The organism is Pedobacter sp. NJ-S-72 (assembly GCF_053890575.1).
The window spans coordinates 3,804,906-3,827,636 of sequence record NZ_CM132681.1 but is presented as its reverse complement, the minus strand read 5'-3'; the positions used below and the strand labels follow the sequence as shown (position 1 = coordinate 3,827,636).

Below are 22,731 nucleotides of genomic sequence, written 5' to 3'. Positions count from 1 at the left end.
AACAAACAGAATGAACGCAGAAGCATTTAAAGCATATTTAAAGTATTTATTAACTTTATTTCATATCATTTCAAGTTATTTACTGAATGAGGTTAAGGAGGGGAAAATTATGATTAAAGTTGGAATTATTGATGTTAATCAACAGAGCAGAAATATGATGCGGGTGATGCTGGATCATCAGCATCAACATAATCTAAAAGTCACTCTTGACATTGGTTCTATGGGTGAATGTAAGAAAGTACAGCCATCACAGGAACCTAATGTAACCTTACTGGATATTGAAGTGAATGGAATTGACGTCATTCCCGATATATACCGTAAATTTCCCAATACCAATGTCGTAGTTTATAGTAATATTCAAGACCATAATAGTGTTCTTGCCTGCGTAAAGGCTGGTGCTATGGGATATCTGACCAAAGATACCTGTGTGGATGATGTGATTTCAACTATTGTCACCACCCATCGTGGAGGGTCTGTTTTTAGTCCTTCCATTTCCAGAAATGTAATCCAGCAAGTCCAGCATACTGTAGATTATCAATCTAAATTGAGCTATAGAGAACGCCAGATTGTTGAAGGTCTTCAAAATGGCTTAAGTTATAAGTTGATAGGTTATAAGTATGGAATCTCATTAGATACTGTTCGTCAGTATATCAAAAGGACATATAAAAAACTGAATATTAACAGTAAGGGTGAACTGCTTGCCCAATTCAAATAAAAATTCAATAGGCGACACTCCTTGTCCTGCAAGGCAGATATGCTTTTATCATAAACTATGATGCATAAAATCGGCTATTTGAAGATATTATATCTGATTTTTTGCTGTCTGACCGGATTTAATGTATCCGCCCAGGTAAAATATGCTTTTACACATGATACCTTAGAAATTAAAGGCGGACAGACTTTTGCTAATCAGCTAAAGATTACCAATCTTGAAAAAGGGCCGGTAATTGTCAGGCAGGACAAAAAAGAAAAACAGCTCGCTAAAGGTTTGATTTCCTTACCGGACAGCATGATCTTAAGAGGAGGGGAAAGCAGAGTTTTTCCATTAAAATATATCGCCGACAGGCAAACTATTCGCAGTAACAATCAGCTTTTTACAGTTCATCTCATCTCTTTAGAAGGGATTCCGGTTCAGCAATCTGCCTCATTTATGACGCAATTAACGGATGTTGGCGGACTGACTATTGGTACAGAAGAAGATGAAGTTTACTTAGGACAGCTCAATAACCAGGCACAGGTTGTGGTACGTTGCGCAAATAACGGCTTTGTGCCAATTACCTTCCGATTGCTCCTTTCAGGTGTTCCTGACGGACTAGAATTTACCGGACAGACCATGAATCTTACGCTGCAACCTGGAACACAGCAATTACTTCCTTTCCTGGCAAGGAATAAAATAAATAACCGTATCCCCGCAGATTTTACCGTGACCATTCAGGCAGTGGATGCTGGTAACCATCCACTGGCAGTTAAAATGATCAGAATTGTAAACGTGACCAATGCAAGAAGATTGAGTATGGGCAGCGATACCTATGCAGGTGGTCTGTCTAATACCATTGCACTGCGTTATGCCAGTTTGAGCAGTAACTCATCTTTTTATCAATTACAAGCAAATGGGAAAGTTAAAACAGGAGATAATGCATCGCTTGAGTACCGGTTAAATGCCGACCAGTACCACCAGCAAAATGTGAATGGAATTAATATTTATAATACCTATGTTGATTATCAGGCCAAAGGCTGGGGGGTTAAAGTGGGTAATATATATGAGAACATAGATTTTTCTTTAGGGGGCAGGGGGATAAAAGCGAGTCTGAAATTAAAAGATAACGGCGTATTGTCTGTCTATGGAATTCAGAATAATTTTTTGTTATATGACCAGATTAGTACAACAATCTCCGGCGCAAAAATTCTTGCAGTTGATTATAACCTCCCAACTCCTGATACTAAAGGTGACCGGCGGCTCACTTTTATACATAGCCGTGACCCCTTTACCGGTATTGATGCCAACCAATTGAGTATAAAATCTGGTGTGAATCTCGGCAAAGGGCAACTTTTAGACCTTGAGGCGGGCTATTCACTAGAGGCACAAAACAAGGAGAATTCTTCTGCTCAACATGGCGTTTCTGTGGGAATGAATTATGCTTTTAACACCACTGCTTACCAATTTGCCGGAAGCGGCTATTACAGCAGTCCGTATTTTACAGGATTGAGACGCGGCCTGTTACTGAACGATCTGCGCCTGACCCGCAAATTCGAAAACGACAATAGCCTTGCAGCCCACTTCAGTATGCAGGTGAATAGTCCGAAGTATCAATACGAGTTAAATAATATCTTTAATACTGGAATTAATAAAAATGCGATATACATTTATGAGCTGGGGCTCAATACCCGGGTTGGAAATGTTTTTATCGGTTTCGGGCCTTACTTCATCGACCAGCATTTGATTACTTCTACGATGACTGATCAATTTGGTGCTAACACAGACTGGAGGTCTTCATCGATGCGTTTTAGCGCGAACATTGCTTTAGTGGACGCATACATAGTTTCTCTATGACCGCTGACTACGGTTATACTTATGTAAATACCTCAGAAAGACCAACGGCCCCTTTTCATTCCATTAAAATCAATACCAGTTACAATCTGCCAATTCTGGGATTCAGCAGTTATATTCAATTAAACCCTTACTATATTTCAGACATTCTATCTTCAACCGGAACCAATCAATACCGTTTATATTCTTTTGGTCCAAACGTACACTTTGAAGCCTTAGAAAATAACCTGACTTTCCGTTTAGGCGGGATGTATAACTATTATGGATTCACGCACAGCAATAATTACTCCGTGAACAGTAATATAAGGTATTTGCTGAAAGGAAACTGGGCACTTACCAGTGATCTTCAATACACTATAACCAGGCAAAAGCAACCAATTCCGCTCTATAGCCCTGGTTCAAATACCGTGAATTCCCTGGATAATCTATATTTTGAAAACAGACAACTGAGATTTGGTGTAGAGAAGCAGTTTGCAGTGGGCAAACGGCAGATCTGGTACGAAAAAACTGATTCTGACCTACTATGAAGACCACAACAGTAATGGGCAACGTGATCCGGGAGAAGCACCGGCGGCTGGAGTATTAGTGAAAATTAATGGTGAAGCCGCCCTGACCAACAGTAAAGGAGTTGTAGAATTTAAGGATATGAAAAAAGAGGCCTATACAGTTTCTGTGACGAATACCAGGGGCTGGAGTTTGCAAGATCCTACAGCTGTATTTCTTGATAAAAGTAAGAAACTGGAAATTCCTTTAATCAAAACACAAGCTCTTAATGGCTGTCTGAAGCTGAAATCAGAAAAATATGGCGACGGAACACCAGTACTTGCAGGAATCAGAATTAATGCCGTAGATCCGAACGGCCGTATTCATCAGACCTTAACAGATGACCAGGGGAATTTCTGTTTTTATTTGCCGAGAAATAATTACACTGTATACATTGAGACTGCAGGGATGCCATTTTCCATTGAGAATGAAAGAAGAAGTTTCCCTTCAGGGAGTTCCTGTTGGTATGCTGACCTTCCTGTATCATGATCAGCGCCGGAAAGTTACCGTAAGCAGATTTTAACTAAGGCGCTACAATTGTATAAGTAATTGTTGTATTGTAACTTCCTGCTGTTTTATTCAGCAGATTAGAAGTCTGTGTTGAAGGGATGCGATACTGTAGATTAAGAAACCGGTCTATTGTAGGATCAGCAGAAGTAATGATCTGCTGAGGGCTGGCAGATAGCACAACTGGTGTGATCCCAGTTTGTCCCGTCATTCCCTCAATGGTAATTACCCCAACGGGTATTTGAATGCCCCCAGAAGAACTTAAAACGCTACTGTTTGCCTTTACAGTTACATTGTATGGAACAGTACTGCTTACTTTAACATGGTTTGGCATCGTTGTGGTTACCCCTTGTTGATAATTTGCAGTCGTATTGACTGTTAGCGTTACACTGGGATCCTCAACAATCAATTCCATCAGATTACTTACATTAACCTGAACAGAGCTATTCATCGTTTTTGAGGGCAAGGTTGTCGGGAAGGAAGAGGCCGTTTTTGAGACCGTATAAACTACGGGTACCGTATATGTTCCAGCCTGTACAAAATTACTTTTCAAATTGGCGCCGCTAATACTTAAAGTTGAAGACAAGATGCTTTTATTCGTTACAATAACGGGGATTCCGGTAGCAACAGTTAGCAACTGATCACTCGCAGAGAGATTAATGGCCGAACCCGCATAAGTACCGGAAAGAACTGCGCCCATTAGATTTACACTGTTTGCTGCCGGTAATTGATTATAAGGCTGGGTAGTTGTGAAAGCGAATGTACCGCTGCTCGCTTTAAGGTTTAGTAAGGTAGGTACAGTCGTAAAATAATCATTACCAGATATTGCACTGATACCCGCCACACTTCTGAAGATGGCAAACGAATTGACATTGAGTGTTGTTGTAGCCGGAATCAGTGTATTTAAAGTAATATAAGCAGCAGGAACATTAAGCGTTAGTGTTGGTGTTGCCGGGGTAATGCTGCCAGTAAAAGTTAACGTTGTTGCATAGCTTCCGGCTGCCCAGGCCACATTCAATGGTGAAACGGTGTAGTCAACAAGCATAACCCCGCTCAATAAACCAATTGCAACGAAATAAATATTTTGTGATACACTCGAAAGTACAATCTGATTTGCCCCTGAAAGAATATTCACACCTCCAATTGAAGTTACTTTTATGTTGATCAGGTTTGGAGCGAGTGCAAGTGCAGGTAATGTACCAGGTGCTGGCGTTAAAGTTGTGCTGGCGGCCTTGACATTGACGGCTGATAACAGACTTAAAAAAGGAGATGAACCACTATTTAAATTGACCAGATAACCCGTTTGTCCTGAAATATTTGCTTCAGGCAGATTGATGATCAATTGCGCATTGACATTTCCAGCTGCGAAACAGCAAAAAACAAGACTAAGGGCGGTATATAATCTCTTTTTCAGCAACTTTCAAAATCATAAGAAGAACCAGCATCCAGCAATGCAACAGCAAGGAATTTCCCTTTTAAATCTGTTGGTAAATCAACCATTACCCATTGCGTGGCATCAGGTAACATGGCCAGCACTTCGGGTTTAATTTTTATTTCTTCACCAGTTTCTTTATTGGTTAATTCAAAACGAATGAATGCATCTTTATTAAGGTTTCCCTTGTTGTGTATTTTTAAAGCCAGTCTCCGGCTTTTTGCTTTTCCATTGTCATAGACCCCGCGATCATCAAAAGAGAGAAATTCAAGCTCTCCTGGATTTAGCCCCCGCGGAACATAGTAAACCTGTATTCCAACCTCCATTAAAACATTAATACCAACCTTGGCAACACTTTTTTGTTGTGCCTCCTGTTCTTTTACTTGTGTAAAAAAAAAAGCATGCTCGTTGTTAACTTCTTCGCATCCGCAGGAATAGTCACTGATACATTGACCTGTTTATTTTCTCCAGGTAGTATGGCAACGTTATTTGAGGAGGAAAGTGTAAGCCAGCTGGCGTTGGAAAAAGGCAGAGTATTGCTATCATAATAGACCTTAGTACCCAGTGAATCTCTGTTCCAATCCTGTATTCTGGTTACAAAAGATAATGTACCTGCTGAAGTATTCCCAAAGGTGACCGTCTGACTAATAGTCTCTCCCGGATTTCCAGTAAAGAAAATCCGGGCAGGTGAAATTGAAAAGCCCTGTCCTTTCGCTGGGTCTTGGAGCGTCATGACAAGGCATATGATGAATAAACCAGTAAGTAGTACCTTCATCAAGCCGATTAAGGTTGTGTAACTGTGTAAACCACATTAGTAGCATATGTTCCTGCTACCTTACCAAGCAGACCAGCGGCAGTAGGAATCGTATAATTTACGTTATAGGCGGTTGCAAGTGTTGGTGAAGCGGTGGTAACCAGCGGTTGATTAGTTGTTGTTAAAGCGGGTGTAGCATAAGTAGCCCCTGTAGCAGGTGTACTTGGATCTATACTTACTTGTACCACACTTAAAGATACTGGAGTTGCATTACCAGCGATTACATTAAACTCAGTCGCAGCTTTCACTGCAACACTGTAAGGTTTGTTACTAACCACGGTGAAATGATTTGTTTTCGCTACTGTTTTACTGCCAGCATAATCTGTAGCAGTAGCATAAGTGAAAACTACATCGGGAGTTGCACCCAGCGTAATAGAGAAGGCATCCGAGAGTACGATGCTTAGTGGTACGTTACCAGATACGGCCTGAGCATTGGCTTTCAGGTTGAAGATGGTACCAAGGACTAAAGTAATGAATAAGATCTTTTTCATGTTCTGTGAAATACGTTAATTACAAAACTAGAGGTAAAGTCATACTAAATCGTTAAAATAATGACACATGTTGATGTCACATTGATCATGGTTTTTTGAATGTTATAGTGAAAGTAGCTCCCTTGTCTACTTCACTTTCAACTTCGATTTCCCCTCCCATTGAGGTGACCTGGGTTTTAGTGATGAATAAGCCAACACCACTTCCATTAACATGGCTATGGAAACGTTGATTTAGTCCGAAAATATTGTCTTTATGTTTTGCAAGGTCGATACCTATACCGTTATCAGTGAAAATGAGGGTAATATTGCCATCTTCATTTACCTTTGTGGTGATTTCTATTTTAAGTGGTCTGTTAGCCGAACAATATTTCATTGAATTCGACATTAAGTTCATCAATACACTTTCTAAATAGCTTTTAGAAAACGGAATCAGCTCATATTGAAAATCAGTGTGTATATAAATTCCCAGTTTGAGGATTTGTTTATTGAAGTAGTTGCAGACCTTTTTAAAAATATAAGGCGCATTTACATTTTCTATAATTACTTTTTTTTTATTGCTTTTAATACTTAGCATTTGTGTCAGGTCGTAAATAGTTTCATTCAGCTTGAAAGCAGAATCCCTGAACATGTCTACAATTGTTTTGTTATATTCATCCAGAAGGTCATAATTCAGAATATCAATCAGACCAATTAAATTAGATAAAGGTGCCCGCAGGTTATGTGAAGTGATATAAGCAAATTGGTTGAGATCCTGATTGCGTGAAGTCAGATCTTCTATTAACTGATCTCTTTCCTCAATTATTTTATTACGGGTGATATATTCACGAAAATTAGTCGCCAATGCACTAACATCAGAGTTCTTAACCATATTGTCTTTATTTGATTCGACATGAGCATTAAATTCATCGGAGATATTTAATAATAGGCAAACATCTTGCCATATTGTGGCTAAATAATCTTTTATAACGGCTCATTTTTACTTCTGTAAGGAATAAATAAAATCCTGTTCTTGTAAGAAAGTGTGTTTTTTAATTTAAATGGTATTGGCCTGTTTGTTAGTGTTATAGCTGTATGTGTAATGCCTTTTTGCAGCTAAATACAATTATTTAGAAGTTGATAGGCGAGTGCTGCCTCAATGGCCGAATTGGCAACCAGACTTAAGACATATTCATCCCTTGAACCGTCTCCAGGGTATTCTGTATATTACGTATTACCCAGGACATCTGTAATACTATTTAATGGATTATAAGGAGTGATTTTAATATCATTTTCAGCAAAGCCGCTTTTGACTAATAATCTGAAAGCATTTTCAGCTTTGTCTTCTTCCTGATAGACGCGGGTAATTATCTGATAGGGGATGTGTTCAGCGTAACTTCCATGCGTTTTTTTTGCATCATCACTGGCCTGGTCAAAATCTTTATGCCCATAAATTTCAGAATCAGTTGATACGATTGTATTTCCTTCAGTGTAATCTGGTAAAACAGTAAGCTGTTGGGCAGTAATATTCGGGAGGATTACTTGTTTGGCATTTTTGTCCAGCTCTACCACACCAATAGGAATCAAAACTTCACGTTCTTCGATATTCCATATATTTCCACTAAGGTTGAGTACCAGGTAGCGTGGTTTTTGTTCTTCGTCAATCAGTAAATCACTGATCTGGCCAATGAATTGTTTTGCAGAATTTACAACGGTCCATGTAATAATATCGGGCTGGCCATCTTTAATAGTAAAGATGCTATTGCTCAATCCCCTTAGATTTTTTATCTGGTGTTCATTTTCTTTGCGTTCCATGGTTAAGCTCTTATTTCCTTAACCTAAACAATTCAAAATCATCATTGTTCTTTTATATTCCAGCTGTAGAAAAGAATAAAATGGAAATGTCAATGATTGGATGGCGTTTATAACTGTCAATAACTTATTTACAGTTTCTATGTCCTGTTTTTTTTAGGTATATCATTTAAGTTGTTGGTAGATAGCTGTTTGTTTTTATGTGATTCTTTTTTTTTTTTTTACATAGCTAATGAGTTGTTTTTTTACTTAACCGGTCTTCTTTTGTAAGTTATTCACATCTAAATGTGGATAACTCTGTTTTCCTGTGTATAAAAAAAAAACGCATTTTATGCGGGTTGTTCATCTTTAGTTTCACTATTTATCAGATAGATCTGGCTTATTAACCCCTTTTCATATCGTCGATCATTACAGCTACTCAAATCATTTCCAATGGAGTCAAAATACCTATTATACTCATTCAGATTTTTTCTAAGTTCTTTATTGGATTGCTCTGTCATTCTCTTTGCTAGAAAATCATTATTATCTGATTTTAAAACGAAAACGTTGTTTTCTACCTTTATCCTGTTTTCCATTACTGCTTTTAACGGTTTGGCATATATCTTTTCATGGGGTGTACGTAAACTATCTGGAATTTCTGAAAATATTTTGTATTGATTACCCTTTGCATCAGTGCAAAGGATACCTTTTGTATTATAAATTCATTATTTTGACCATTCTACCGGTGAGGTGGTGGCCTGTCAGTTATTTGTAGCCTGCCTTCCTTTTTTCGATTACAGCTTTGTAATGGTAGTTCCCAGCCAGCGAATTGCCGACTTTCTTCATGCATTGCGCTGCTGCCTTCAGCACATTGGCGGAACGCCTAAAGTACTGGCTCCGGACAATTTGAAATCAGCTATTATCAAAGCAGACCTTTATGAGCCTAATGTGAACCGTTCATTGGAAGATTTTGCCGATCATAATAATATTACAGTTGTTCCCATAAGACCGCGAAAACCTCGGGATAAGGCTTTGGTTGAGAATCAGGTCAAACTGATCAACAATCGGATCTATGCGCGATTACGCAACTGGCAGTTGTTTTCTCTGGATGTACTGAACTAGGCTATTACGGGAAAAATAAAAACACAAAACCAAACCAGGATGCAACAAAAACCGTGATGCAGGGAAGAGCGGTTACTGAATGATGAAAAGCATTTGCATTGTCCGTTGCCCGAAACCACTTTTGAAGTGAAGTATTATTGTGAACCAAAAGTAGCTAACAATAATCACATCTATATTGGCAGGGATAAGCATTATTTCAGTGTGCCTTTTCCTACATTGGTGGCCATGTAAAAGTGGTTTACATTCAGGAACTGTATATGGAAACTTCCCGGGGACTTGATAAATCCCTGGTGGCAAATCTAGCTACAGGAGATTATATATATTGCTAAAGGAGAAGCGGTACTTGTTTCCAGATCTACTGGTACTGGAAAATCTTTTTTCGCTTCTGCTTTAGATCATCATGCTTGTTCCCAGGGATATAAAGTTGTTTATTATAACCTTCAGAAGTTGCTGTTAAAAACTAAAATGGTACGATCTACAAGTTTTTTGAGAAGCTTCCCCGAACGGATCTGCTGATACTCGATGACTTTTGGTTAACGTATCTGGAACAACAACAACGAATGGAATTTATGGAGATCATTGAAGACTGACATGCTTACAAAGCAACGATTATTGCCCGCCAACTGCCAGTGGCTAGTTTGTATAATGTTATTGGTGAGAATATGTAACCCTTCCAAAATATCAGACTATGTTAAAGACGAAAATTCATAACTCAATAAATTCAACTGCTCTTATAGGAATTTGAGACCAGCAATCAATTATGATGAATAGGAAAATTTGTCCTTTAATTTATTTAATGGAGATTCAATGAATTTCCAGGAGAGATGAGAAACAATAAGGGTTAAAAGTATTTTTACCACGAATATGAGGTAAGTATTAGCTATGGTTAAAGGAAGAATATTAAGTTTGTTATTGATAGAATCAAGCAAGACGAAAATTACCCAATGATAAATGTAAATTCCATAACTGGTTTTGCCGATAGAATCTAATATCGGATGGTCAAGAAAGGCACTTATTTTTGTTGAATATCTGGACGTTTTGTAAGCTATTTTAGTGATAATACTTCCGAATAGCAAAGCAAGAGCAGTAAATTTAAAATGACCGAAGCTGTATTTTAGTGATTCATTGCCGAAATTCTTATATCCACTAATAAATCTTCCGGTTAAAGAATATTCTGTACCTAAGAAATAGATTATAGTAATTAAAATCAATATCGAAGTAATTGCGGTTATGTTACTAATGCGATTTAATCTGTCGATATTCAGGCTTTTAGTTGTATTTACAAATAAGACAATGAGCCCTCCGATTAACAAACTGTCCATTCTTGTGTCAGGAGTGTACTTTGATATAAGATATTATAATCGTGTATAGCATAATAATGTCTGATTAAAACAGAAGAAATAATTAGAAATATCGTCAGGTATATTAATTTTTTTTTTCAAGGGGCAAAAATATACTATAACTGGCCAGACCAAATAGAATTGTTCTTCAATACACAAAGACCAGGTATGGGCTAGGAGGGAAATATACTTCTCAGTCGAAATTGCCCTGATATTTTGGACATAAAAAAAATAATAAGACAAGTCTGTTAATTGGTCTCGTTTAATCAAATATAAAATTAACATAGCAACTAACAAAACAATGTAATACAATGGAAATATCCTTATACTCCTTCTCAAGTAGAAATTCGAAAAAAAGTTTGTTGTTCCCTTTTGCTTTACTAAAATGTTTGTTATTAAAAAACCCGAAATAACAAAGAATAGATCTACTCCAATCCAGCCATTATACATGCCGGGAAAGATTATTTTTCCATGGAATATTAATACCACCAGAAGAACCGCAATAGCACGTAAGCCGTTAAATCCACTAAAATATTTTGGTGCGTTTATCATGAAAAATTAAATATTGAAGAGTGCAATTATAGGGAATTATTTTATCAATAATATGTTATGCTCAAGATAATTGTGGATATAAATTAAACTGTCGTTAATTCTTAAACTATCCCCCCTTAGAAATCTGAAAAAGCATTTACGCTATCAATATCATTGAAAATCTAAATTGTAATATTAGAAAATACACCAAAATAAGATGTCATTTCCAACCGATGACGTTGTGAAAAAAATCTGTGGATCTAGCTTGAATGGAATCCACTAAAATGTGGATAATGCCGATACATAACTGGCTGTTGATTTTGAATCAGTTAATTTGTTGCACGTATGGCATTCACCTTAAAGCTTTTCTAATTCGATCTTAAGATACAAAAAAAAAAAGCGAGCAGTAAACATTAGTGTTTCTGCTCGCTTTTTTACCTTTAATTCCTAAAGGAATTTTTCAGTGTGCCCTCCTTTTAAAGGGCTATGTTTTTTCTCTTTATATTGATGTGTTGTTATAGAATAACAGCACCGTCTTTACCAATTTTTAATGAAGCAGTTTCTTCACCTTTTTTAGCATCAACCTGGTAGTATTCCGCTTTCTTAGCATCCGTTATTTTGAATGCTGCAATTGGAGCCCAGTCTTTATATTTATCTGATGATAATGTTGCTTTAACTGCATCAGGTAACTCCTCAATTTTAACTGGAGTTTTAATTGTACTGTCTTGTTGAGATACTATGGCAACCGGAGTTTTAATATCGTTTGCTTTAACTGATGAAATTCCTGCAAATGCTAAGATGGCTGCGCCTAAAATTAAATTTTTCATAATTATATTTTTAAATAAGTTTTGTACAACGATTTGTATTAACCCTTGTTACATAATGATGCCAACTGGTTTAGTTTTATTTAACTAATTGAAAGTGAGTTAATTGTGTTTGTTGTGTGGTTTGTTAAATGTAGAGAAACTCCACACTTTGATGCGAATAGAATCATCTGCATACTTATTTTTAAGCTAAAACGAATTAATAAAGTCTTTATCACCGTATCTCTATCAACAGCGCCCAAATATTATCCTGATTTTTTAATGTGACTTTTGTCCCAAAACAGATAGGCGATTTTTATTTTAATGTAATTAAATCAATAATTGACTAGATTTGCACCTTTATACTAGAATAATATGTGTGGAATAGTAGGATATATAGGTTATAGAGAAGCTTGGCCAATTGTGCTGAAAGGCTTAAAAAGATTAGAGTACCGTGGATATGACAGTGCAGGTATTGCATTGATTAATCAGAGCGGATTAAAATTGTACAAAAAAGCAGGGAAGGTTCAGGAGCTTGAAAATTTTACTGAAGGAAAAGACAAATCGGGAACGATTGGTATGGGACACACCCGTTGGGCAACTCACGGTGAACCATCTGACAGAAATTCGCACCCTCACACTTCTAATGATGGTAAATTAACTAACTATTATCCACAACGGGATTATAGAGAACTATGCTACGCTAAAAGAAGAGCTGCTTTCAAGAGGTCACGTTTTTAATAGTGATACAGATACAGAGGTGCTGATCCATTTGGTTGAAGAGATCTATAAAAAAGAAAATACTGACCTGTTAGAAGCTGTACGTTTGGCTTTACACCAGGTTAGTGGTGCTTATGCGATCGTCATCATGGATAATGATCAGCCTGATCAGCTGATTGCAGCCAGAAAAGGTAGTCCAATGGTTATCGGCGTAGGTGCAGGAGAATATTTTATCGCTTCTGATGCTACACCGATTATTGAATACACAAAAAATGTAATCTATTTAAATGATAATGAAATCGCATTCTTAAAACGCGATGAATTATTGATAAAACGATTAGACAACGTTGTACAGACTCCATATATTCAAGAGCTTGAGCTTAAACTCGAAATGCTTGAAAAAGGTGGTTATGAGCATTTCATGCTGAAAGAGATTTTTGAGCAATCAAGTCTCTATCAGGGATTGTATGAGAGGCCGTATTTATCCTAATGAAGGAAGAGTACAGCTCGGTGGAATCAAAGAATATGCTGATAAGCTTAAAAACATAGACCGTATTATTATTGTAGCCTGCGGAACCTCGTGGCATGCGGGATTAGTCGGAGAATATCTGATTGAAGAGTACGCAAGAATTCCGGTAGAAGTAGAATACGCTTCAGAATTCCGTTATAGAAATCCTATCATTACTGAAAAGGATGTAGTTATCGCAATTTCTCAATCAGGAGAGACTGCTGATACGATGGCCGCCATAGAAATGGCTAAAGAAAAAGGAGCAACTATTTTTGGAGTTTGTAACGTAGTAGGTTCATCTATTCCACGTCTTACCCATGCGGGTGTATATACCCATGCAGGACCGGAGATCGGTGTTGCTTCTACAAAAAAGCATTTACAGCACAGGTAACTGTACTGACACTGATGGCTTTTTATATGGCGCAACAGAAAGGTACTTTAACACACAAGCCAAACTGGTAGAATTGTTAACTGAACTGGATTGTATCCCTGAGAAAATCACTAAGGCTTTAGAGTCCAATGAGCTGATTAAGGAAATTGCACATAAATTCAAAGACTCAAGAAACTGTCTGTTCTTAGGCAGAGGAAGTGGTTTCCCTGTTGCTCTTGAAGGTGCGTTGAAATTGAAAGAGATCTCTTACATTCATGCTGAAGGATATCCGGCAGCTGAAATGAAACATGGTCCTATTGCCCTGATTGACGAAGAAATGCCAGTAGTTGTTATTGCGACTAAAAACTCTTCTTATGAAAAGGTAATCAGCAATATCCAGGAGGTAAAAGCAAGAAAAGGAATTGTATTGGCTATCGTTACTGAAGGTGATACTGAAGTTCGTAAGATGGCTGATTACTGTATCGAAATCCCAGATGCAAGCGAGGCTTTCTTACCACTGCTGGCAACTATACCATTACAGTTACTTTCTTATCATATAGCCCTGCTAAGAGAGGTTGTAATGTGGATCAGCCAAGAAACCTGGCGAAATCTGTAACTGTAGAATAAGAATAATTTTTCTGATCATAAAAACAGCCCCCGGTTTAGATAAACCGGGGGCTGTTTTTATATTAAAAGAATCCCTCCTTAACAGAGGTCGGTTTTTAAGAAGCAATGGTCGCAGTAGTTCTGCCGACCGCAATCTTTTTTACAGTTTCAATAATCGAAGCTTTATCATAACCGCAAATTGCCCATAATTCAGGTTGTTCGCCATGTTCAACAACCTCATCCGGCATACCCAGACGGATAACATTTGCCTGGTAATTATGATCGGCCATAAATTCCAGTACAGCAGAGCCCATTCCACCCTGAAGGCAGCCGTCTTCTACAGTAACTATCTTTTTATAACGTTTAAATACATCATGTAATAAAGCCTCATCCAGAGGTTTAACAAAACGGATATCGTAATGAGCAGGGTGGATACCCTCAGTATTCAGTTCTTTACAAGCTTCAACAGCAAATTTGCCGATTGCCGACATGTCCGATAGTCAGAATCGCAACCTCTTCACCGTCGCATATTTTTCTGCCTTTTCCAACTTCAATAGCTTTAAAAGGACGTTTCCAGTCTGTCATTACTCCATTTCCTCTCGGGTAACGAATAGAAAAAGGCCCCATGTTTTCCAGCTGTGCGGTATACATCAGGTTTCTTAATTCTTCTTCATTCATCGGAGCTGCAACAGTCATATTCGGAATGCAGCGCATATAAGCAAGGTCATAGGCACCATGATGCGTAGCACCATCTGCACCAGCAACACCTGCACGATCCAGACAGAAAACAACATTCAGATTCTGTATAGCAACATCATGGATCACCTGATCATAGGCACGCTGCATAAAACTGGAATAAATATTACAGAATGGGAGCATCCCCTGAGTCGCTAGTCCGGCAGAAAAAGTTACCGCATGCTGTTCGGCAATGCCGACATCAAATGCACGGTCAGGCATAGCTTTCATCATGATATTCATAGATGAGCCAGACGGCATAGCAGGAGTAATACCTACAATATTTTTATTAGCCTCAGCAAGTTCCACCAGTGTATGTCCAAAAACATCCTGATATTTTGGCGGTTGCGGTTTATCAACCACAGATTTTTTAATTTCACCGGTAATTTTATCAAAAAGACCCGGAGCATGCCATTTAGTCTGATCTTTTTCAGCCAATGCAAATCCCTTTCCTTTAACAGTTACACAATGTAATAGTTTAGGGCCAGGAATATCTTTAAGGTCTTTTAGAATAGATGCCAGTTTTTTTACATCATGGCCATCTACCGGGCCGAAGTATCTGAAATTTAAAGCCTCGAAGAGATTACTCTGATTAAGTAGTGTGCCTTTGATACTTTTTTCTATCTTTTTAACAAATTTATGCGCATTCGGGCCAAGTTCAGAAAGTTTGATCAATACATTTGATATATCTTCTCTGAACCGGTTATATGACTTGGAAGTGGTAATACTGGTTAGAGATATTCTTTAAGTGCACCAACATTCGGGTCAATAGACATACAGTTATCATTCAGAATAACCAGCAGATTTGAATTCTCAATTCCAGCATGATTAAGTCCTTCAAAAGCAAGTCCGGCAGTCATTGCACCATCACCAATTACGGCTACATGCTGACGATCTTTTTCTCCTTTTAACTGTGAAGCCACAGCCATACCCAATGCCGCAGAAATTGAAGTAGAAGAGTGACCTACACCCATGGTATCATATTCACTTTCACTGATATTCGGAAAACCACTGATCCCATTAAGCAGGCGGTTTGTATGAAAAACAGATTTTCTTCCGGTAAGGATTTTATGGCCGTAAGCCTGATGGCCTACATCCCAGACTAATTTATCATAAGGGGTATTCATGACATAGTGTAAAGCGACAGTGAGCTCTACAACACCAAGGCTGGAAGAGAAATGCCCGCCATTTACACTTACGGTATCAATGATATACTGACGTAATTCCTGGCTGATTTGCTTTGCTCCAGATCATCTTCTTTATACTGCTTTAAGTCAGCAGGATAATTTATGTTTGGTAATAATGGATTTTTGACGTTTTCCATGCAGGGTTTAATAGACAACAATATACAAAGTACGGGATTTTAGTTAAGATAACCGCAAAATAATAGTCATTCAAATAACAGGAACGTTTTGGATTTACAGGATACATTATTGAGGCCCTTTAAATCAATAAAAAAACCATAAGTCGCTTCTGGTGAAACCACCTTGTGCAGCAGGAAAAAAACCGAAATAATCGAAATCGAGTAGCACACGGTAGTTTCATCACCGTTAAAAAACAATTATAATCTAATGAAAATGATTATTTTTACAGAAATATACTTTGATAAATGGAACGAGATACTTTAATTTTTGATTTGATTGACAGGGAATTAGACCGTCAGGAAAACGGCCTTGAGCTGATTGCTTCAGAGAATTTTGTAAGCAAACAGGTAATGGAAGCTGCGGGTTCAGTATTAACTAACAAATATGCTGAAGGCTTACCAGGCAAACGTTATTATGGCGGATGTCAGGTTGTTGATGAAGTGGAGAATATTGCCATTGAACGCGCAAAAAAACTATTTGGCGCTGCATGGGTTAATGTTCAGCCGCACTCAGGAGCACAGGCTAATGCAGCTGTGATGCTTGCTGTTATACAGCCAGGAGACAAAATCCTTGGATTTGATCTTTCTCACGGAGGACACTTAACACATGGTTCTCCTGTAAATTTTTCAGGTAAATTATACAAACCATTTTTCTACGGAGTAAAAAAGGAAGATGGATTGATTGATTACGCAAAATTGGAAGAAGTAGCATTAGCTGAACGTCCGAAATTGATTATCTGCGGTGCATCTGCTTATTCAAGAGAATGGGATTATGCATTTATCCGTAGCGTAGCTGATAAAATTGGTGCATTGGTTCTTGCTGATATTTCACATCCTGCAGGAATGATTGCAAGAGGACTATTAGCAAATCCGCTTCCTCATTGTCATATTTGTTACCACAACTACACACAAAACATTGCGCGGCCCGCGTGGCGGACTGATTATGATGGGTAAAGATTTTGAAAACCCATTTGGTCTGAAAACTCCTAAAGGAGAAACTAAAATGATGTCAGCTGTTTTAGATATGGCAGTTTTTCCAGGTACTCAGGGCGGGCCCTTAGAACATATTATTGCAGCAAAAGCAATTGCATTCGGTGAAGCTTTAAGTGATGAATACCTGGTTTATATTAAGCAGGTACAGGCTAATGCGAAGGCAATGGCGAAAGCATTTATGGACAAAGGTTACGGTATCATCTCAGGAGGTACAGACAATCACCTCATGCTGATCGATTTACGTAATAAAAATATAACTGGAAAACTTGCAGAAAATGCGCTTGAAAAAGCAGATATTACCGTGAACAAGAATATGGTGCCATTTGACGATAAATCTCCTTTTGTGACTTCAGGTATCCGCGTAGGAACCGCTGCAATTACAACAACAGAGATTTTAAAGAGCAGGAAATGGGAAAAATTGTTGATTTAATAGATCAGGTTTTAACTAATCCGGAAGACGATGCCCATTTGAGTGAAGTGAGAAGACAAGTGACTGAATTAGTTGCTGGTTTTCCATTATACAAGTAATCAATACGGGTAATCAATTATGCCAATAAATACAGGAGTATTATCACCTAGTGAAAAGGAGCGGTTATGTGCTTTGTACACCTATAATATTCTTGATACACCTGTAGAGAAAAGCTTTGATAACCTGGCGAAGCTTGCGACGCAAATATTTAATATACCCATTGCCCTGATTTCTTTGCTTGACAAAGACAGGCAATGGGTTAAATCCTCCATCGGCACCGATGTAAAGGAATTTCCACGTGAACAATCTTTTTGTGAGTATACAATCCAGGGAAATACTGTATTCGAAATACCGGATACTTTACTGGATGAACGTTTCATTAATTATCCTGCAGTCAGTTCAGAGCCTCATGTGCGCTATTACGCAGGTGCTCCGTTGATTGACGATAATGGTTATGCGCTCGGAACGCTCTGTATATTTGATCTGGTTCCCCGTGAATTAAATGATAGTCAGAAAGATATTCTGAAAAGTATTGCCGAAGAAGTTGTCGTACACCTGATACTGAAAAAAAAGGATGAACAGATCCGTTCCAGTGTTTCACGTTGTCAGGAGCTTCTTGATATCACAGGTGTCTCGCCGGAAATACATTGTATCCTCGATTTTAGAGGGAAGGTCTTGTTTGTCAATGAGGCAGTTACCCGTTTGCTGGGTTATACTGTTGAAGAAGCAATGGAATTAGGTTTGCTGGATGTATGTTACCCGGAAGATATTCCCCGGGTTATAAAAAGTATAGAAGAAGGACTTAAAAGCAATCGTAAAGAACTTCATATTGATTTTCGGGTAGTTGGCCGTGATGCAGTTATCCGCTGGATCAGCTGGTCGCTGGTCTCTAAAAACCGCAGATGGTATACCTACGGCAGAGATATATCACTGATAATAAAAAGATTGAAAGTGACCTGATGAGATTGTCATTTGTAGCGAGCAAAGTAAACAATGCCGTCGTTATCAATGATGCAGACAACCATGTGACCTGGGTAAATGCTGCCTTTGAAAAGATAACCGGATTCAGTCTGGAAGATGTTCGTGGAAAGCGGCTTGGAGATTTGATTATTGGCCCGAATACTGATTTGGAATTGATTGATGAAGTCAGAAGGCTCACTAAGCAACGTCAGTCTTTTACCATTGATATGCTGGCCTATCGAAAAGATAAAAAGGAAATCTGGCTCTCTGTTTATAATACGGTTGTATTGGATGACAGGGGTAATGTGGACATGGAGGTCGAAATCATTATTGATATTACCGATAAAAAACGGGCAGAAGAAGAACTCCAGGTATTGTCTATGGTTGCAAGCAAGACCAATACAGGTGTAAATATCCAGGATAACGAAGGGATTACAACCTGGGTAAATCAATCGCTTGAAAAGTTAACCGGATATAAAAAAGAAGAGTTATACGGCCATCATTTAGGAAATATTCTTTCTCCAAATTTTTATGATCAGGAATTAATTTCCACCTCAAGGGATAAGAGTAAAAACAATCAATCTTATACAATAGAAGTACTGGCAGAAAAAAAGGATGGATCAACGGTCTGGTTATCTGTATCTAACACACCTATTATTAATAATAAAGGGAAGGTTGAAAGACAAATAGATCTGATATCTGATATTACACAACGTAAACAGATAGAAAAGGAAATGATAGAGGCCAAAGAACAAGCCCTGAAGCTGAGTGAAGCCAAGGAAATGTTTCTCTCTGTGATGAGCCATGAGATCCGTACCCCTTTAAATGCGGTGATTGGTATGACCCATCTTTTATTGGATAATGATCCTAAAATTTCTCAGATTGATGATCTCAATATTCTGAAATTTTCGGGAGAGAATCTATTACATATCATTAATGATATTCTGGATTTCACGAAAATGGAGACTGGTAGATGATGGAGCTGGAAGTTTTTCCTTTCAATCTGAAAACACTGGCAAATGACATTATCAATTCTTTACAGGTAAACGTAAGAAAAAAAGGCAACCAGTTAAATCTCGTTTTTGATCCGCTTATACCCTCATTGCTTTCCGGAGATAAAAACCGTTTGTACCAGATTCTGATGAATTTTTTAGGGAATGCCATAAAATTCACGGAAAATGGAGACGTACAGCTGAAGCTTACCCTTTCGGGGGAGACGCAGGAACAGGCCGTTATTCGGTTTGAAATTGTAGATAATGGAATAGGGATACCTAAAGACAAGCAGAACTATATATTCGAGACTTTCACCCAGGCTAAAACAGATATCTCCAGAAAATATGGGGGAACGGGTTTGGGGTTGGCCATTACAAAAAAACTGCTTCAGATGTTTAACTCTGATATTATTGTCGATAGTACAGAGGGAGAGGGGACAACCTTTTCTTTTGAGATCGCATTCAGTAAAGCGGCAGAGCTCTCTGCTTCTCTCTGGTAATAATACAGAAATGAGTTTTTTTGTAGGTAAAAAAATACTGGTAGTGGATGATAATGAGATTAATATTCTAATTGCAAAACGTATTTTAAGTAAATGGGGGCTGGAGATCGAAGCAGCTATTAATGGTTATGAAGCTATAGAGAAGATTATGACAGAAAGTTATGATCTGATCTTCATGGATATTAAAATGCCCGGAATAGATGGTTTTGAAACTACTGGTATTATAAGAGATATCAGCGGATCATATTATAAAAATGTACCTATTATTGCACTGACCGCTTCTACACTTAAAAATGATCATTATAAATTCCAGGAATGCGGGATGAATGGTCATGTGCTAAAACCGTTTAATCCAGAAGAGATTAAAAAATTACTTTTTGGATTTCTTTCCAAAGAATAAAGAGTAGAAAATTTCCTTAAGCAAACAGGCTGTAAAAAATAAAGAGCCGGAATTCCCTTAAAGAATTCCGACCCCTAAATTAATTAACGCTCTCAGTATTTAAACGATTGAGCAAGCATATTGTTTGAAATAAAATGATTTTTTTATAAAAAATAAAATCGATTTGCTATCAAAAGATAAAGGGCCGATATTTCTATGAAGAAAATATCGACCCTTACCATCTAAATTAACGCTCTCGAATATATAAACGAGCAGAAAATAGAAATGTTATTCAAGATCTTGGTTTTATTATAAATATTTTTATTCAGCATAAGCTGCCGCCGCAATAGAGAGTTTCTTTAACCCGCTATCCAGTAGTATTTTGCTGCAAGCTTCAAGCGTAGAACCAGTTGTAATGACATCATCAATCAGTAATACGTGCTGGTTTTCCAGTTTATGAGGCTGTTTGATCTCAAACACATTTTGCATATTCTCAAAACGGTTATACCTGCTTTTTTTAGTTTGCGTATCCGTTTGGATCTTTCGCTTTAGCAATCCAGTGATCACAGGAAGCTGTAAAACCTGAGCTACCCCATCCGCAATACACTCTCTGATTGTAACCTCTGCTATTTTCTTTTTTTCGATGAAGAGGAACAGGGATAATCAAATCTGCTTTATGGTATGACCCGGTAGATAATAGTTTTTCACCAATCATACGCCCAAGCATGAATCCTGCATCGATCTGTCCTTTGTATTTTAAATGATGAATCAGGTTTTGAGCTTTTGTACCTTTTTTAAAATATAACAAAGCCATTACTTCATGGCAATGTATCCTTCCCCAAAATAGTTTAGCAACGGGGTTGTCCGGGTAAAGATGAAAATCAGTATAGGGAAGGTCGTACAAACAATGAGTACAGACACATTTTTCACCATAAAAGAGTTGTGTGCCACATGCATTACAGCATTTGGGGAACAGCAGGTGGAAAAAATCGGAAGTAATTTGTTTGATCAGGGACATTATTGCAATGTAACCCTGATCTATCAGAAACTGGTTAAATTTAAACAGGTACTAAGCCTGGTCTTTTACAGCAAGTTGTCCACAGGCAGCAGCATCAATATCTTTACCACGGCTGCGTCGGATATTTGTATTCACACCCTGACTTTTCAGATAATTAGAGAAAGCATCGATCTTATCTCCCTCGGCATTAATGTAATCTGCAAACTGAATCGGATTGTACTCGATCAGGTTAACTTTACAAGGTACATGTTTACAGAATTTTGCTAAATCCATCGCATCCTGAATTTCATCATTGAAATCATTGAAGACAATATATTCGTAGGTAACCGGGTTTTTTGTTTTAGCGAAATAGTATTTTAATGCGTCTGCCAGAACTTTTAAAGTATTCTGTTCATTGATCGGCATGATTTCATTTCTTTTCTTGTCATCCGCAGCATGCAGTGAAAGCGCAAGATTGAATTTAGCACCATCATCACCCAGTTTCCTGATCATTTTGGCAATACCAGCAGTAGAAACGGTAATTCTTTTATAAGACATGTTTAAACCATCCGGAGCAGTAATCCGCTCTATGGACTTCATGACATTGGCATAGTTCAGTAATGGCTCGCCCATGCCCATATATACGATATTGGTCAGTGGGGCATTGTAGTTCAATTTAGCCTGCTGATCAATCAGTACAACCTGATCATAGATTTCGTCCGCATTAAGATTACGTTTTCTATCCATATAACCTGTTGCACAGAACTTACAGCTTAAGCTACAGCCTACCTGAGAGCTTACACAGGCAGTCATCCGTTCTTCCATTGGAATTAATACACCCTCAACGATGTTTCCATCGTATAAGCGAAAAGTGTTCTTAATCGTCTGGTCATTGCTAAACTGAGTGTTGTTTACTTCAACTGCATTGATGGTATAATTCTCATCTAATTTCTTTCTCAAGTCTTTAGACAGGTTACTCATTTCTTCAAAAGAACGCGCAGATTTTTCCCAGAGCCATTGGTAAACCTGTTTGGCCCGGTAAGCGGGTTCTTTCATTTCAGTAAAGTGCTGCTGAAGCTGGATAAGACTCAGAGAACGGATATCAGTTCAGTTTTAGTTATTACTAGCATTTGGTGCAAAGCTACCTAAAAATAATAAGCCACCCAATTTTTCGTTGGAACTTACTTGTTTTTAGTAAGTTATGAAATTTGTATGACCTTAACCGGGTTTTAATCAGCTAA

23 protein-coding genes and 3 pseudogenes are annotated in these 22,731 nt (G+C 37.9%); 12 read left to right on the top strand and 14 right to left on the bottom strand.

The genetic code is table 11. From position 1 onward, the window contains the following. Positions 1–10 precede the first annotated feature (10 nt). From ACWYN3_RS25370 to ACWYN3_RS25355, 4 genes are read left to right on the top strand one after another with little or no spacing between them, the layout of a single operon-like run. Positions 11–715 (top strand): LuxR C-terminal-related transcriptional regulator, encoded by a 705-nt coding sequence (locus tag ACWYN3_RS25370; RefSeq protein ID WP_456216869.1) that lies wholly within the window; start codon positions 11–13, stop codon positions 713–715. 57 nt (positions 716–772) lie between these two features. Further along, a complete protein-coding gene (locus ACWYN3_RS25365) occupies positions 773–2,551 on the top strand; it encodes a hypothetical protein (protein ID WP_456216868.1) in 1,779 nt (592 codons plus the stop codon). Beyond that, complete coding sequence (locus ACWYN3_RS25360; RefSeq protein WP_456216867.1) at positions 2,548–3,075, top strand: hypothetical protein; 528 nt, start codon at positions 2,548–2,550, stop codon at positions 3,073–3,075. The genes ACWYN3_RS25365 and ACWYN3_RS25360 overlap by 4 nt, the downstream gene beginning before the upstream one ends. Continuing rightward, positions 3,020–3,580: a hypothetical protein gene (locus tag ACWYN3_RS25355; RefSeq protein ID WP_456216866.1), complete on the top strand. Its 561-nt coding sequence runs from the start codon at positions 3,020–3,022 to the stop codon at positions 3,578–3,580. The genes ACWYN3_RS25360 and ACWYN3_RS25355 overlap by 56 nt, the downstream gene beginning before the upstream one ends. Positions 3,581–3,614: 34 nt before the next feature. Here the strand turns inward: ACWYN3_RS25355 and ACWYN3_RS25350 are convergent, their stop codons facing one another. The 7 genes from ACWYN3_RS25350 to ACWYN3_RS25320 all read right to left on the bottom strand — a co-directional run bounded on the left by ACWYN3_RS25350 (position 3,615) and on the right by ACWYN3_RS25320 (position 8,698). Beyond that, positions 3,615–5,015 carry a hypothetical protein gene (locus ACWYN3_RS25350; RefSeq protein ID WP_456216865.1) on the bottom strand — a complete coding sequence of 467 codons (1,401 nt, stop codon included), beginning with the start codon at positions 5,013–5,015 and terminating at the stop codon, positions 3,615–3,617. Further along, entirely contained in the window at positions 5,009–5,356 is a 348-nt protein-coding gene (locus ACWYN3_RS25345) for a hypothetical protein (protein WP_456216864.1), read from the bottom strand. Before ACWYN3_RS25345 ends, ACWYN3_RS25350 begins: the two co-directional genes overlap by 7 nt. Before the next feature lie 53 nt (positions 5,357–5,409). Continuing rightward, positions 5,410–5,805: a hypothetical protein gene (locus tag ACWYN3_RS25340; RefSeq protein WP_456216863.1), complete on the bottom strand. Its 396-nt coding sequence runs from the start codon at positions 5,803–5,805 to the stop codon at positions 5,410–5,412. A gap of 8 nt (positions 5,806–5,813) precedes the next feature. After that, positions 5,814–6,335 (bottom strand): hypothetical protein, encoded by a 522-nt coding sequence (locus tag ACWYN3_RS25335; RefSeq protein ID WP_456216862.1) that lies wholly within the window; start codon positions 6,333–6,335, stop codon positions 5,814–5,816. A gap of 85 nt (positions 6,336–6,420) precedes the next feature. After that, positions 6,421–7,203 carry a sensor histidine kinase gene (locus tag ACWYN3_RS25330; RefSeq protein WP_456216861.1) on the bottom strand — a complete coding sequence of 261 codons (783 nt, stop codon included), beginning with the start codon at positions 7,201–7,203 and terminating at the stop codon, positions 6,421–6,423. A gap of 335 nt (positions 7,204–7,538) precedes the next feature. Then, positions 7,539–8,126, bottom strand: coding sequence for a PRC-barrel domain-containing protein (locus ACWYN3_RS25325; protein ID WP_456216860.1), 588 nt, complete (start codon positions 8,124–8,126; stop codon positions 7,539–7,541). Positions 8,127–8,452: 326 nt separating this feature from the next. Continuing rightward, positions 8,453–8,698: a hypothetical protein gene (locus tag ACWYN3_RS25320; protein ID WP_456216859.1), complete on the bottom strand. Its 246-nt coding sequence runs from the start codon at positions 8,696–8,698 to the stop codon at positions 8,453–8,455. A gap of 157 nt (positions 8,699–8,855) precedes the next feature. Here ACWYN3_RS25320 and ACWYN3_RS25315 point away from each other — a divergent pair, with 157 nt between their 5' ends. Both ACWYN3_RS25315 and ACWYN3_RS25310 read left to right on the top strand, forming a co-directional pair. Next, the gene (locus ACWYN3_RS25315) at positions 8,856–9,224 is read left to right on the top strand and encodes a hypothetical protein (protein ID WP_456216858.1); all 369 of its coding nucleotides are present in this window, start codon (positions 8,856–8,858) and stop codon (positions 9,222–9,224) included. A gap of 312 nt (positions 9,225–9,536) precedes the next feature. After that, the gene (locus ACWYN3_RS25310) at positions 9,537–9,740 is read left to right on the top strand and encodes an ATP-binding protein (RefSeq protein WP_456223148.1); all 204 of its coding nucleotides are present in this window, start codon (positions 9,537–9,539) and stop codon (positions 9,738–9,740) included. 242 nt (positions 9,741–9,982) lie between these two features. On the opposite strand, the gene ACWYN3_RS25305 is transcribed toward ACWYN3_RS25310, so the two are convergent. From ACWYN3_RS25305 to ACWYN3_RS25295, 3 genes are all read right to left on the bottom strand, one after another. Continuing rightward, positions 9,983–10,546 carry an acyltransferase family protein gene (locus ACWYN3_RS25305; protein ID WP_456216857.1) on the bottom strand — a complete coding sequence of 188 codons (564 nt, stop codon included), beginning with the start codon at positions 10,544–10,546 and terminating at the stop codon, positions 9,983–9,985. A 33-nt stretch (positions 10,547–10,579) separates the two neighbouring features. Then, positions 10,580–11,116, bottom strand: a complete 537-nt coding sequence (locus ACWYN3_RS25300; protein WP_456216856.1) for an acyltransferase family protein — start codon at positions 11,114–11,116, stop codon at positions 10,580–10,582. A gap of 494 nt (positions 11,117–11,610) precedes the next feature. Beyond that, entirely contained in the window at positions 11,611–11,922 is a 312-nt protein-coding gene (locus tag ACWYN3_RS25295; RefSeq protein WP_456216855.1) for a hypothetical protein, read from the bottom strand. A 351-nt stretch (positions 11,923–12,273) separates the two neighbouring features. On the opposite strand from ACWYN3_RS25295, the pseudogene glmS reads away from it, so the two are divergent. Further along, positions 12,274–14,123, top strand: a pseudogene (gene glmS, locus ACWYN3_RS25290) (glutamine--fructose-6-phosphate transaminase (isomerizing)). A gap of 95 nt (positions 14,124–14,218) precedes the next feature. On the opposite strand, the pseudogene dxs reads toward glmS, so the two are convergent. Then, positions 14,219–16,161 (bottom strand): annotated as a pseudogene (dxs, locus tag ACWYN3_RS25285) (1-deoxy-D-xylulose-5-phosphate synthase). Between the two features lie 285 nt (positions 16,162–16,446). On the opposite strand from dxs, the pseudogene glyA reads away from it, so the two are divergent. The 5 genes and pseudogenes from glyA (at position 16,447) to ACWYN3_RS25260 (ending at position 20,514) form a co-directional block, all read left to right on the top strand. Continuing rightward, positions 16,447–17,721: pseudogene (gene glyA, locus ACWYN3_RS25280) on the top strand (serine hydroxymethyltransferase). Between the two features lie 19 nt (positions 17,722–17,740). Further along, complete coding sequence (locus ACWYN3_RS25275; RefSeq protein ID WP_456216854.1) at positions 17,741–18,622, top strand: GAF domain-containing protein; 882 nt, start codon at positions 17,741–17,743, stop codon at positions 18,620–18,622. Continuing rightward, on the top strand, positions 18,565–19,599 hold the full coding sequence (locus ACWYN3_RS25270; RefSeq protein WP_456216853.1) for a PAS domain S-box protein: 1,035 nt from the start codon (positions 18,565–18,567) through the stop codon (positions 19,597–19,599). Before ACWYN3_RS25275 ends, ACWYN3_RS25270 begins: the two co-directional genes overlap by 58 nt. Then, a complete protein-coding gene (locus ACWYN3_RS25265) occupies positions 19,596–20,114 on the top strand; it encodes an ATP-binding protein (protein WP_456216852.1) in 519 nt (172 codons plus the stop codon). Before ACWYN3_RS25270 ends, ACWYN3_RS25265 begins: the two co-directional genes overlap by 4 nt. Before the next feature lie 10 nt (positions 20,115–20,124). Next, positions 20,125–20,514, top strand: a complete 390-nt coding sequence (locus tag ACWYN3_RS25260) for a response regulator (protein ID WP_456216851.1) — start codon at positions 20,125–20,127, stop codon at positions 20,512–20,514. A 300-nt stretch (positions 20,515–20,814) separates the two neighbouring features. Here ACWYN3_RS25260 and ACWYN3_RS25255 read toward each other — a convergent pair whose 3' ends face one another. Genes ACWYN3_RS25255 through rlmN form a run of 3 tightly spaced genes read right to left on the bottom strand, consistent with a single transcriptional unit; the run spans position 20,815 to position 22,591 of the window. Next, the gene (locus ACWYN3_RS25255) at positions 20,815–21,060 is read right to left on the bottom strand and encodes a ComF family protein (protein ID WP_456216850.1); all 246 of its coding nucleotides are present in this window, start codon (positions 21,058–21,060) and stop codon (positions 20,815–20,817) included. Then, entirely contained in the window at positions 21,011–21,511 is a 501-nt protein-coding gene (locus tag ACWYN3_RS25250) for a ComF family protein (protein WP_456216849.1), read from the bottom strand. Before ACWYN3_RS25250 ends, ACWYN3_RS25255 begins: the two co-directional genes overlap by 50 nt. A gap of 51 nt (positions 21,512–21,562) precedes the next feature. Continuing rightward, entirely contained in the window at positions 21,563–22,591 is a 1,029-nt protein-coding gene (rlmN, locus tag ACWYN3_RS25245; RefSeq protein ID WP_456223147.1) for a 23S rRNA (adenine(2503)-C(2))-methyltransferase RlmN, read from the bottom strand. Between the last annotated feature and the right edge of the window lie 140 nt (positions 22,592–22,731).

What these genes read in the sequence shown, in the direction of transcription:
- ACWYN3_RS25370 (WP_456216869.1), top strand. Translation starts at nt 11, where the DNA reads ATGAACGCAGAAGCATTTAAAGCATATTTAAAGTATTTATTAACTTTA.
- ACWYN3_RS25275 (WP_456216854.1), top strand. Translation starts at nt 17,741, where the DNA reads ATGCCAATAAATACAGGAGTATTATCACCTAGTGAAAAGGAGCGGTTA.
- ACWYN3_RS25305 (WP_456216857.1), bottom strand. Translation starts at nt 10,546, where the DNA reads ATGGACAGTTTGTTAATCGGAGGGCTCATTGTCTTATTTGTAAATACA.
- ACWYN3_RS25260 (WP_456216851.1), top strand. Translation starts at nt 20,125, where the DNA reads ATGAGTTTTTTTGTAGGTAAAAAAATACTGGTAGTGGATGATAATGAG.
- ACWYN3_RS25300 (WP_456216856.1), bottom strand. Translation starts at nt 11,116, where the DNA reads ATGATAAACGCACCAAAATATTTTAGTGGATTTAACGGCTTACGTGCT.
- ACWYN3_RS25345 (WP_456216864.1), bottom strand. Translation starts at nt 5,356, where the DNA reads ATGGAGGTTGGAATACAGGTTTACTATGTTCCGCGGGGGCTAAATCCA.
- ACWYN3_RS25340 (WP_456216863.1), bottom strand. Translation starts at nt 5,805, where the DNA reads ATGAAGGTACTACTTACTGGTTTATTCATCATATGCCTTGTCATGACG.
- ACWYN3_RS25335 (WP_456216862.1), bottom strand. Translation starts at nt 6,335, where the DNA reads ATGAAAAAGATCTTATTCATTACTTTAGTCCTTGGTACCATCTTCAAC.
- ACWYN3_RS25365 (WP_456216868.1), top strand. Translation starts at nt 773, where the DNA reads ATGATGCATAAAATCGGCTATTTGAAGATATTATATCTGATTTTTTGC.
- ACWYN3_RS25360 (WP_456216867.1), top strand. Translation starts at nt 2,548, where the DNA reads ATGACCGCTGACTACGGTTATACTTATGTAAATACCTCAGAAAGACCA.
- ACWYN3_RS25250 (WP_456216849.1), bottom strand. Translation starts at nt 21,511, where the DNA reads ATGTCCCTGATCAAACAAATTACTTCCGATTTTTTCCACCTGCTGTTC.
- ACWYN3_RS25265 (WP_456216852.1), top strand. Translation starts at nt 19,596, where the DNA reads ATGATGGAGCTGGAAGTTTTTCCTTTCAATCTGAAAACACTGGCAAAT.
- ACWYN3_RS25295 (WP_456216855.1), bottom strand. Translation starts at nt 11,922, where the DNA reads ATGAAAAATTTAATTTTAGGCGCAGCCATCTTAGCATTTGCAGGAATT.
- ACWYN3_RS25325 (WP_456216860.1), bottom strand. Translation starts at nt 8,126, where the DNA reads ATGGAACGCAAAGAAAATGAACACCAGATAAAAAATCTAAGGGGATTG.
- ACWYN3_RS25330 (WP_456216861.1), bottom strand. Translation starts at nt 7,203, where the DNA reads ATGGTTAAGAACTCTGATGTTAGTGCATTGGCGACTAATTTTCGTGAA.
- ACWYN3_RS25270 (WP_456216853.1), top strand. Translation starts at nt 18,565, where the DNA reads ATGGTATACCTACGGCAGAGATATATCACTGATAATAAAAAGATTGAA.
- ACWYN3_RS25320 (WP_456216859.1), bottom strand. Translation starts at nt 8,698, where the DNA reads ATGGAAAACAGGATAAAGGTAGAAAACAACGTTTTCGTTTTAAAATCA.